This window comes from Exiguobacterium sp. s122 (assembly GCF_018618475.1).
Classification (GTDB): Bacteria; Bacillota; Bacilli; order Exiguobacteriales; family Exiguobacteriaceae; genus Exiguobacterium; species Exiguobacterium himgiriensis.
This window is the reverse complement of sequence record NZ_JACSMD010000006.1, coordinates 42,905-53,500: the sequence shown is the minus strand read 5'-3', so window position 1 is coordinate 53,500 and position 10,596 is coordinate 42,905. Positions and strand designations below refer to the sequence as shown.

Annotated in this window: 16 protein-coding genes; all 16 read right to left on the bottom strand. The window is 49.0% G+C overall.

Features of this window, described 5'->3' with window-relative positions; genetic code table 11:
• Positions 1-344: 344 nt before the first annotated feature.
• Positions 345-989 (bottom strand): KinB-signaling pathway activation protein, encoded by a 645-nt coding sequence (locus KNP92_RS14980; RefSeq protein ID WP_214841888.1) that lies wholly within the window; start codon positions 987-989, stop codon positions 345-347.
• 11 nt (positions 990-1,000) lie between these two features.
• Complete coding sequence (locus tag KNP92_RS14975; protein WP_214841886.1) at positions 1,001-2,032, bottom strand: Mrp/NBP35 family ATP-binding protein; 1,032 nt, start codon at positions 2,030-2,032, stop codon at positions 1,001-1,003.
• Positions 2,033-2,169: 137 nt separating this feature from the next.
• Positions 2,170-2,562 carry a 30S ribosomal protein S9 gene (gene rpsI / locus KNP92_RS14970; protein ID WP_034807525.1) on the bottom strand — a complete coding sequence of 131 codons (393 nt, stop codon included), beginning with the start codon at positions 2,560-2,562 and terminating at the stop codon, positions 2,170-2,172.
• Between the two features lie 25 nt (positions 2,563-2,587).
• Positions 2,588-3,025: a 50S ribosomal protein L13 gene (gene rplM / locus KNP92_RS14965; RefSeq protein ID WP_024372202.1), complete on the bottom strand. Its 438-nt coding sequence runs from the start codon at positions 3,023-3,025 to the stop codon at positions 2,588-2,590.
• Positions 3,026-3,179: 154 nt separating this feature from the next.
• Complete coding sequence (gene truA / locus KNP92_RS14960; RefSeq protein ID WP_214841884.1) at positions 3,180-3,920, bottom strand: tRNA pseudouridine(38-40) synthase TruA; 741 nt, start codon at positions 3,918-3,920, stop codon at positions 3,180-3,182.
• Positions 3,917-4,708: an energy-coupling factor transporter transmembrane component T family protein gene (locus KNP92_RS14955; RefSeq protein WP_214841875.1), complete on the bottom strand. Its 792-nt coding sequence runs from the start codon at positions 4,706-4,708 to the stop codon at positions 3,917-3,919. Before KNP92_RS14955 ends, truA begins: the two co-directional genes overlap by 4 nt.
• Entirely contained in the window at positions 4,709-5,584 is an 876-nt protein-coding gene (locus KNP92_RS14950) for an energy-coupling factor transporter ATPase (RefSeq protein WP_214841872.1), read from the bottom strand. It abuts the gene before it with no gap.
• Entirely contained in the window at positions 5,560-6,396 is an 837-nt protein-coding gene (locus KNP92_RS14945) for an energy-coupling factor transporter ATPase (RefSeq protein WP_214841870.1), read from the bottom strand. Before KNP92_RS14945 ends, KNP92_RS14950 begins: the two co-directional genes overlap by 25 nt.
• Before the next feature lie 68 nt (positions 6,397-6,464).
• Positions 6,465-6,818, bottom strand: coding sequence for a 50S ribosomal protein L17 (gene rplQ, locus KNP92_RS14940; RefSeq protein ID WP_012727650.1), 354 nt, complete (start codon positions 6,816-6,818; stop codon positions 6,465-6,467).
• 24 nt (positions 6,819-6,842) lie between these two features.
• The gene (locus KNP92_RS14935) at positions 6,843-7,787 is read right to left on the bottom strand and encodes a DNA-directed RNA polymerase subunit alpha (protein ID WP_021066625.1); all 945 of its coding nucleotides are present in this window, start codon (positions 7,785-7,787) and stop codon (positions 6,843-6,845) included.
• Between the two features lie 92 nt (positions 7,788-7,879).
• The gene (gene rpsK / locus KNP92_RS14930; protein WP_034804056.1) at positions 7,880-8,275 is read right to left on the bottom strand and encodes a 30S ribosomal protein S11; all 396 of its coding nucleotides are present in this window, start codon (positions 8,273-8,275) and stop codon (positions 7,880-7,882) included.
• A gap of 16 nt (positions 8,276-8,291) precedes the next feature.
• Complete coding sequence (rpsM, locus tag KNP92_RS14925; protein WP_024372197.1) at positions 8,292-8,657, bottom strand: 30S ribosomal protein S13; 366 nt, start codon at positions 8,655-8,657, stop codon at positions 8,292-8,294.
• A gap of 19 nt (positions 8,658-8,676) precedes the next feature.
• Positions 8,677-8,790, bottom strand: coding sequence for a 50S ribosomal protein L36 (gene rpmJ / locus KNP92_RS14920; protein WP_003156543.1), 114 nt, complete (start codon positions 8,788-8,790; stop codon positions 8,677-8,679).
• A 30-nt stretch (positions 8,791-8,820) separates the two neighbouring features.
• Positions 8,821-9,039: a translation initiation factor IF-1 gene (gene infA, locus KNP92_RS14915; RefSeq protein WP_021066622.1), complete on the bottom strand. Its 219-nt coding sequence runs from the start codon at positions 9,037-9,039 to the stop codon at positions 8,821-8,823.
• A gap of 105 nt (positions 9,040-9,144) precedes the next feature.
• Positions 9,145-9,903: a type I methionyl aminopeptidase gene (map, locus tag KNP92_RS14910; protein WP_214841868.1), complete on the bottom strand. Its 759-nt coding sequence runs from the start codon at positions 9,901-9,903 to the stop codon at positions 9,145-9,147.
• Complete coding sequence (locus tag KNP92_RS14905) at positions 9,900-10,550, bottom strand: adenylate kinase (protein WP_214841866.1); 651 nt, start codon at positions 10,548-10,550, stop codon at positions 9,900-9,902. Before KNP92_RS14905 ends, map begins: the two co-directional genes overlap by 4 nt.
• Positions 10,551-10,596 lie beyond the last annotated feature (46 nt).

Here is a 10,596-nt window from a genome sequence, read left to right as displayed (position 1 = left end):
GAATTTGATATAGCTCTTGAAAATGACGAAGCTTGCGCTTCATTCAAAAATTGTAAAACTTTTTTTGCCTCATCGTTCAGTTTTCAAAGACCAATTCGTTGTCGTGTTAGCGACTTTTTAATAATAGCGATTTGATTTTTAAAAGTCAATCACTTTTTATTATTTTTTTCACTCACTTTCTGTTGTCCCGAATGGAACAGCAGCGACGTTTATTAATATATCAGCGCCTCTAATATTCGTCAACTGTTTTTCTAAAAAAACTTTATTGTTTTTTGAATTTCTTCCGCTCGGCCATTTCTGTAGCAAAAAAAAGGAAACCGTCCAATTGGACGTTCCCTTTTTCGTTAAGACGATTTCGATGCTACACGTTTTTTTGTTTTGTTCGAACCTTTTTGCTGCCGCTCTTCGACCGGAGTCTCAACAGGCGCCTGGAATCGATGAAGCATTAACACTTGATATGCATTCGCGAACACAAGCGTCGCTAAGGCCGGCCAAAGAAGCGCGACCTCATCTGTCGTTTGAAGTGCAGGAATCCATTCAATCAACGTGATGACAATCATTAAGAAAAGTGTCGGGATAAACGCACTCGCATTCGTTTGTCTCGCCTTGCTCGTCGCGACAACCCAAGAGACGATGACCAATACGACCATCTCTCCGATATACCGCCACATATGATCGTTACTAAACGCGAGCATACGAAGATAGACAGCATCAAATAACGCAAACGCGATTAAGAGCACTTGGACACGATTCCAAAGTCTCGGGCCGCGAAACAAGTCAAGTCCGACCCGGTGCACAATTAAATAAGCAAAGAACCCCATCATGCTGATCCCCGTCCATGTGCTTGAATAACTGAGCGCCGTCACAATGGCGGCCCATGACTGACTTACTAAATAGCCCGGATTCGCTAATAAGTTCATTACGAACCCAAATAACGTCCCGAAGACGAGTGTCGTCCAAAATAACCGTAAAAAACCTTGTACTTTCATCTGTTAACCATTCACCCTTCTATTTGTTCAATCACCGCTTGTGCCAATTCATCGTAAGTTGCTTCAAACGGGTGGCCATCACGGTAAACCGACGGCGCAAAGTCTTCTTCGTTCGCGTACGGTTGACCGAGTGGGATTTGGGCGAGCAATTTACTCTTCAACGCTTCAGACAGTTTCTCGCCACCGCCATAACCGAAGACGTATTCTTTCTCCCCTGTTACCTTACTCTCAAAGTAAGCCATGTTCTCGATGATCCCAAGTACTTTATGGTTTGTCTTGATCGCCATCGCACCAGCACGAGCTGCGACGAACGCTGCCGTAGCGTGAGGCGTCGTCACGATCAACTCCTGACAGGCCGGAAGCATCGAGTGGATATCAAGCGCGACGTCCCCTGTTCCTGGTGGTAAGTCGAGGAGCAAGTAATCGAGGTCGCCCCACTCGACGTCGTTAAAGAAGTTATTAAGCATCTTTCCAAGCATTGGTCCCCGCCAAATGACCGGCGCATTGTCCTCGACGAAGAAGCCCATCGAAATGACTTTGACACCAAACCGCTCGACCGGAATAATCTTCTCGCCACGGACGACCGGACGCTCTTCGATCCCAAGCATGTCTGGCACACTGAACCCATAAATATCCGCGTCAATGAGCCCAACTTTTTTACCCGCTCGCGCGAGTGCGACAGCCAAGTTGACGGATACGGTCGATTTACCAACGCCGCCTTTACCTGAGGCGATGGCGATAAACGTCGTTCCTGAGTTTTCACGCAAGATAGCCGGTTTCGTCGCTTCTTTCAAACTCTCGTCATTGAGCGCCTCAAAGCGAAGGCCGACCGTCTTGAAGCCTTTCCCTTTTAAGAGTGTCACAATCTCTTGCTGCAATTGCAACTGTTCGCCGCTCCCGGTTTGACCGAGCGCCACTTTCACACTCACGTAATCTTCTTTGATTCGGATGTCTCTCACACCAGCTGTATCTCCAAGCGTACGGTTAATTGTCGGATCGACTAACCCCGCCAATTCTTCACGAACTTGTTCGACTGTAAGCATGTCATTTCCCCCTAATTTCTGTCTCGCTAACAGTATATCAAAAAAAGCGTTTTCTTGAGGGGACAGAAATCGGCGAATTTGTATACAAAAAAACTCTCCCCCAAAAGGAGGAGAGGAAAGACCAACTTGCCCGAAGATTAACGCTTCGAGAATTGTGGTGCGCGACGTGCTGCTTTAAGACCGTATTTTTTACGCTCTTTCATACGTGCGTCACGAGTCAAGAAGCCTTTTTCTTTGAGGCCTGGACGGAATTCTGGGTCCGCTTGAAGAAGCGCACGTGATACGCCGTGGCGAATCGCTCCAGCTTGTCCAGTGTATCCACCACCGTTAACGTTAACGATTACATCGTATTTACCTTCTGTTTCAGTCAATACGAGTGGTGATTTAGCCATCATGATCAAAGTCTCATGACCGAAGTATTCTGAGATATCACGGCCATTTACAACAACTTTACCGTCACCTGCAACGAGGTGAACGCGAGCCACCGAGTGTTTGCGGCGGCCTGTTCCGTAGTAACGTACATCTGCCATCGTTTAGTTCCTCCCTGTGTCCCGATTAACCGCGAAGTTCGTAAACTTCTGGTTTTTGTGCTTCGTGCTTGTGCTCAGCTCCAGCGTAAACGTGGAGTTTGTTGAATGATTGACGACCGAGTGATCCTTTTGGAAGCATCCCTTTGATCGCGAGTTCAAGCATACGCTCTGGACGTTTTGCAAGAAGCTCTTTTGCAGTTTGTGATTTCAAACCGCCTGGATGACCTGAATGACGGTAGTAGATCTTGTCATTCAACTTGTTACCAGTTAAGTGGATTTTCTCAGCGTTGATGATGATGACGTGGTCTCCGCAATCAACGTGTGGTGTGAAAGTCGGCTTGTGCTTACCGCGAAGAAGTGATGCTACTTCACTAGTCAAACGACCAAGTGTTTTGCCTTCTGCGTCGATAAGGAGCCATTTGCGTTCTACTTCAGATGCTTTTGCCATGAATGTCGTGCGCATGTGGAATACCTCCTAAAATGTCTGTTCGCTTAATTTTTTACTGCTTGGGTGATGCTTTATCATAATCCTAGTTTACGGGGCTAAGATTGTGGTTCATCTCTCAATATTGAAAATGAAATGCCAATGAATATAATACGATTTTATAAGGGGAATGTCAATCTACTTTTTCATAATTCACATTCCATAAGTAAAGGCCATGCGGCGGAGCTGTAATTCCAGCAACGCGACGGTCTTTTTCCACTAACATCCGCTCGATGTCGGAGGGCTCATACTTTCCTCGGCCCACTTCCAACACGGTTCCGACCATGATGCGGACCTGATTGTATAGAAAACCTGATCCGATGAATCGGAAGTACATCTCTTCTCCGCTTTTAATAAGCTCCGCCTCATAGATGGTCCGGACACGATCCTCGACTTCCGCCTTCGTCACTGAGAACGAGGTGAAGTCATGCGTCCCAACCAAATGAGCGAGTGCTTGTCGCATCCGTTCGACGTCAAGCGGATATGTCACCGTCACGGCATGGTGCCGACGGAACGGGTCCACGTCTTGACGGATGACGTACCGATATTCCTTACGCTTCGCTCCGTAACGAGCATGAAAGGATGAATCCGTCTCTACAGCCGAACAAGCATGGATGTCGTCCGGTAGCATCGCGTTCAACGCTTTGACGAACCGGTCGGCAGGCATTTGTAAATGCGTGTCAAAATGGATCACTTGTCCTTTAGCGTGAACACGCGCGTCGGTGCGGCCTGAGGCCACGACTTTCACAGGTCGCCCATGCATCCGCGCTAGTACGGCCTCGACCTCGGCTTGAATCGTGTTCCCGTTCGGTTGCACTTGATAGCCCGCATAGTTCGTCCCATCATATGCGAGCGTCAATTTAATCCGTCTCATCCAATCCCTCGCAATCCTAGTAAGATGAGTGTCAACACGACGAACGCAACGAGTAATCCTGTATCACGGCGATGCCACGTCATCTCACGCCATCTCGTCCGTCCTTCCCCCCCACGGTACCCGCGAGCCTCCATCGCCGTAGCGAGGTCCTCAGCCCGTTTAAACGCCGAAACGAATAACGGAATCATAAGTGGGACGACCGCCTTTAACCGATCTTTAACCGGTCCGCTCTTTAAGTCGACCCCTCGTGCTTGCTGGGCTTTCATGATGCGATCGGTCTCGTCGGCGAGCGTCGGCAAGAAACGAAGCGAGATGGATAACATGAGGGCAATCTCATGGGCTGGCACTTTGAACCGTTCGAGCGGACGGAGTCCGGCCTCGATTGAGTCGGTCAGTTCCATCGGTGTCGTCGTGAGCGTCACAAGCGTCGTCAGCATAACGAGATAGAAGAAACGGAGCGAGACGATCATGCCCATCCGAATCCCTTCGGAGTAAATCGAAAACGGACCGAACGCAACGAGCAATTCTCCATCTCGATTAAAAAATAGTTGGAGGAATAACGTAAAGATAATTAAAAAGAGAATCATCTTTAAACCGTTCCATAAGAACCGCCATGACAATTGCGATAGCTTGACGGCGAATAACGTGAACGTAAGCAAAAACATGTTCGTCCATAAATTATCCGCCAAGAAGACGATCGGGATAAAGAGTAGGACGAATAACGTCTTCGCTCGGGCATCGAGCGAATGAAGCCACGAGTGCCCCGGGATATATTGTCCGATAATCAATTAGTCCCCCTCCTTCCGAAGGTTCATCGCAATCCAGTCAGCGAGTTCCGTCTCGGTGCGAAGCGCAGGAGGAATCGGTCCGAACGTCGACTCGAACGCTTGGGCCATCCGAAGCACGTTCGGGACGTCGAGTTGTAACGACGTGACGAGTGCTTCATCGCGGAATAAATCGAACGGGTCGCCATCAAAAGCTACAGCACCGCGTTCCATGACGACGACACGCTCGGCATACGTCAACACGTCATCCATATCATGCGACACGAGGATGAGCGTCAAGTCGAGTTCTTGCTTTAAGCGTTTAAACAAACTGAGCATGTCGCGACGTCCAAGCGGATCGAGTCCTGCTGTCGGTTCATCGACGACAAGGACGTCTGGACGGCTTGCAAGTACGCCTGCAATCGCCACACGGCGCATTTGGCCTCCCGACAAGTCGAATGGCGAACGCGTCCACAGCGCCTCGTCTAGCCCGACGAGACGTAAGGCAGCATGGGCTCGCTCTTTCGCTTCGGCCTCGGTCGCGCCAAAATTGCGCGGCCCAAACATGACGTCGCGTTCGACCGTCTCTTCGAACAGCTGATGTTCGGGATATTGAAAGACGAGCCCAACGCGGCGCCGAAGCGGCAATAAGCTTTCTTTTTTGTCACGACGTTTCGTAATGGGACGGACTTCGATGTCATCGACGACGACACGCCCTTTTGTCGGACGCAACAGGCCGTTTAAGTGTTGAACGAGTGTCGACTTCCCTGAGCCGGTATGTCCAAGAAACGCAACAAGCGCTCCCGACGGAATGGATACATTCACATCGCGCAGCGCGGTTCGTTCAAACGGAGTATTCAATTGGTAAAGATACGTCACTTCTTCAATGCTAATCGGCATAGATGATTCACCAACTCCGAATGTTGTAGCATCAGACGATCGAGTGGAATGCCTCGTTCCTTCAGTTCGAGTTGCATCCTGACGATGAACGGCACATCCAGCTGAATGGCTCGTAATGCGTCCGGACGTTGAAACACGTCTTCAGGAGTGCCTGTCATGGCGATTTCACCTTTAGACAAGGCAATAATACGGTCGGCAAACAACACTTCGTCGAGCTCGTGGGTAATGGCGACAACGGTCATCCCTTCTGAGACGAGCTGTCGTACCGTTTGTAACACCTCTTTGCGCCCAATCGGGTCAAGCATCGAGGTCGCTTCATCGAGCACGAGGACATGCGGGCGCATTGCAAGAGCCGAAGCAATTGCAACGCGCTGCTTTTGTCCACCGGATAACTGATGCGGTTCACGGTCCGCTAGTTCCGATAATCCAACGCGCGCTAGACTGTCATCAATTCGACGAACCATTTCTTGACGTGGAAGTCCCATGTTTTCGAGAGAGAATGCCACATCATCGCGCACGGTCGCCCCGACAAACTGGTTGTCAGGATTTTGGAAGACGACACCGACCCGCTTCCGGACGTCCCACACGTCTGTGGCGTCCGTCGGATCGAGTGTCTCTACCCGGACTTCTCCTTCTTGAGGAAGCAAAAGCCCGTTCCACAATTTCGTTAAAGTCGACTTGCCCGAACCGTTATGGCCGACGATGGCGAGCCATTCCCCTTTGTATACATCGAGCGACAACCCGTTAAGGGCGGGCTCGGTTTGTCCCGGGTAACGAAACACGATATCGCGTACCATAATTTGAGGTTCCATGGGCCGACTCCTTTCGATGTGGAAACAGGGCAATACGTCACCGCATGCCCTGTTGACTGCCTAATGAATTAGACGAGTTCGATGATTACAACTTCTGCTCCATCACCGCGGCGTGGGCCGACTTTCATGATGCGCGTGTATCCACCTTGACGTTCAGCGTAGCGTGGTGCCACGTCTTCGAACAATTTTTGGATTGCGTCTTTTTCTCCAGCGTTCTCTTTGCGAACGAATGAAGCGACTTGACGACGGGCGTGAAGATCGCCACGTTTCCCAAGAGTGATCAATTTTTCAACGACTGGGCGAAGTTCTTTCGCTTTTTGTTCAGTTGTTTGAATGCGCTCGTTGATAATAAGGTCAGTTGCAAGATCACGCAAGAGTGCCTTACGTTGCGAGCTTGTACGGCCAAGTTTCGAATAAGCCATTACATTTCCCTCCTTCGGTTGAACTTAGTCTTCTTTACGCAAGCCCAAACCGAGCTCGTCCAACTTGAGTTGAACTTCTTCGAGTGATTTCCGTCCGAGGTTACGAACTTTCATCATCTCTTCCTCTGATTTGTTTGCGAGTTCTTGAACAGTGTTGATGCCAGCGCGCTTCAAGCAGTTGTACGAGCGAACTGAGAGATCGAGTTCTTCAATCGTCATTTCGAGTACTTTTTCTTTTTGGTCTTCTTCTTTCTCGACCATGATTTCTGCATTGAGAGCTTCGTCAGTCAAGCCAACAAAAATGTTCAAGTGTTCTGTCAAAATTTTCGCCCCGAGCGATACCGCTTCTTCCGGACGGATTGAACCATCTGTCCACACGTCTAATAGAAGCTTATCGAAGCTAGCGTCTTGACCGACACGTGTTTTGTCTACTTCGTAGTTTACACGTTGAATCGGCGTGTAGATCGAATCGATTGGAATGACCCCAATCGGCATATCATCACGTTTGTTGTCTTCTGCCTGGACGTAACCACGACCACGGCGAGCAGTCAAACGCATGCGAAGCGTCGCGTTGTCAGCGAGAGTCGCGATGTGGAGCTCAGGATTCAAGATTTCAACGTCGCTATCATGGGTAATGTCTGCCGCAGTGACAGCACCGGCACTTGAAACATTAATCTCAAGCGTCTTCTCTTCGTCCGAGTACACTTTGAGCGCTAACTTCTTCAGGTTTAATACGATTTGTGTGACGTCTTCGACGACACCGTCAATCGTAGAGAACTCGTGAAGCACGCCATCGATTTGAACTGCCGTTACCGCTGCACCAGGAAGCGATGACAATAAAATCCGACGTAGTGAGTTACCGAGAGTCGTGCCATATCCACGTTCAAGCGGTTCGACTACGAATTTACCAAACGTAGCATCCTCGCTGATTTCGACCGTTTCGATCTTTGGTTTTTCAATCTCGATCATCTGAACCCCTCCTTGAGTGTATCCTGCCATGCAGCTTGCACTGCATTGTATATGCTGTCCGTGCTAGGAATGCCCATCACACGCTCAAGCGATTATACGCGGCGACGTTTTGGAGGGCGGCAACCGTTGTGCGGAACTGGTGTTACGTCACGGATTGCAGTTACTTCAAGACCAGTAGCTTGGAGGGCACGGATAGCCGCTTCACGTCCAGCACCAGGACCTTTAACGTTAACTTCTACTGTGCGCATACCGTTGTCCATTGCAACTTTCGCTGCAGTTTCAGCAGCCAATTGTGCTGCGAACGGAGTCGATTTACGTGATCCTTTAAATCCAAGGTTACCAGAAGTAGCCCATGAGATCGCGTTACCTTGCGTATCAGTGATTGTGATGATTGTGTTGTTGAATGTAGAACGGATGTGGACCACACCAGATTCAACATGTTTTTTAACTTTACGTTTAGAACGTACGTTTTGCTTACGTTTCGCCATTGTTCAATTCCCTCCTTTACTTCTTCTTGTTCGCTACTGTACGGCGTGGGCCTTTACGAGTACGCGAGTTGTTCTTCGTGTTTTGACCGCGAACAGGGAGACTACGACGGTGACGAACACCGCGATATGCGCCGATTTCGATCAAACGCTTAATGTTGAGTGAAACTTCACGACGAAGGTCACCTTCAACTTTGATTCCGTCAATTGCTTCACGGATGCGGTTGATTTCGTCCTCTGTCAAATCACGTGTGCGTGAATCTTCAGATACGTTTGCAGCCTTCAAAATTTCTTGTGCTCTTGTTTTACCAATACCAAAGATGTATGTGAGCGAAATAACGATACGTTTTTCGCGTGGAATATCTACACCAGCAATACGTGCCATGTGTGCACCTCCTCTTAGATTAACCTTGTTTTTGTTTGTGTTTCGGGTTTTCGCAAATTACCATTACTTTACCCTTACGGCGAATAACTTTACATTTTTCGCAAATCGGTTTTACCGACGGTCTTACTTTCATGATTATACCCTCCTCCTGGAAAAATCGGAGTTACTTGTAACGGTACGTAATCCGCCCGCGAGTCAAGTCATACGGAGACAACTCGACAGTTACGCGGTCACCTGGAAGGATTCGAATGTAGTGCATCCGAATTTTCCCTGAGACGTGCGCGAGCACCGTGTGGCCGTTTTCTAACTCCACTTTAAACATTGCGTTTGGAAGTGGTTCGACAACAGTGCCTTCCACTTCAATGACATCTTGTTTCGCCATCATTTATTCCCCTTTCTATATGAAGATATTTAGGAGCACAGACGATCTATCGCATTGTACTGTGAGAGAAGGATCCATTATGGATCAGCACGAAGCAATAGAGCCTCATTCACCGGAATCGAGTTTCGTTAAAATCTCGTATCCATCGTCTGTGATGGCGATGGTGTGCTCAAAGTGGGCGCACATGCTACCGTCCACTGTCACAACTGTCCAGTTGTCAGCCAGTGTTCGAACATAGCGTTGACCAGCGTTCACCATCGGTTCGATAGCTAACGTCATTCCAGTCTTCAGGCGTGGCCCTTTCCCCGGTGGACCATAGTGCGGGATTTGCGGTTCTTCATGCAAATTTTGACCGACACCATGACCGACGTATTCGCGGACGACAGAAAAATCGTGTGCTTCCACATACGTTTGAATCGCATGGGAGATATCCGTTAATCGCTGTCCAGCCTTGGCGTGCTCCAATCCTTTATACAGACTTTCTTCGGTTACGTCAAGTAACCGCTGCGTCTCGTCCGAGATTGTTCCGACTGGATAAGTCCAGGCAGAGTCTCCATGGTATCCGTTAAAGTGAGCACCGATGTCGATAGAGATGATATCTCCGTCGTTCAATACCCGTTCTCCCGGAATGCCATGAACAAGCTCTTCATTCACCGACGCACAAACGCTACCGGTAAACCCGTTGTAGCCTTTGAACGAAGGTGTGGCACCTTGGCTGCGAATGTATTCTTCCGCAATCCGGTCGAGCTCAAGCGTCGTAATTCCTGGTTTGATGTGCTGTTTAAGCACCTGGTGTGTTCGAGCAACAATTTGCCCAGCCTCACGCATAATCGCAATTTCACGAGGCGTCTTCGTGATGATCATTCAGTATCACCGAGTAACGCTTTGACATCGGCATAAACGACATCGATTGGACGATCTCCATCCAATGTACGAAGATACCCTTTTTCAGCGTAAAAGTCAATGAGTGGTTTTGATTGCTCGATGTTGACGTCAAGGCGACGGCGAACCGTTTTCTCTTTATCGTCTTCACGTTGCATAAGCGCCGACCCATCCACATCACAAATTCCTTCCACTTTTGGTGGGTTGAAGATTACGTGGTATGTCGCACCGCACGTCGGGCAGATCCAACGACCTGTCAAACGCGGGACGAGAATTTCCGCATCCACATCGATGTTCACGACATGGTCAATCTGTTTTCCCAAATCTTTAAGCAAACTTTCGAGTGCCTCTGCTTGAGCAACAGTACGCGGGAATCCATCGAGTAGGAAGCCGTTTTTCGTGTCATCTTGACTTAAGCGTTCCCGTACGATTCCGATTGTTACCTCATCCGGTACGAGTTCACCTTTGTCCATGAACGATTTTGCTTCTTTTCCGAGTGGCGTTCCGCCTTTGATTGCCGCACGAAACATGTCGCCTGTCGAAATGTGTGGGATTTGGTACTCTTCGACGATTTTAGCCGCTTGAGTCCCTTTCCCTGCACCCGGTAAGCCCATGAGTACTAGATTCATCTCAGTTAGCCTCCAGTTTTGTTTTTCACGAACTAGTCGTAACACG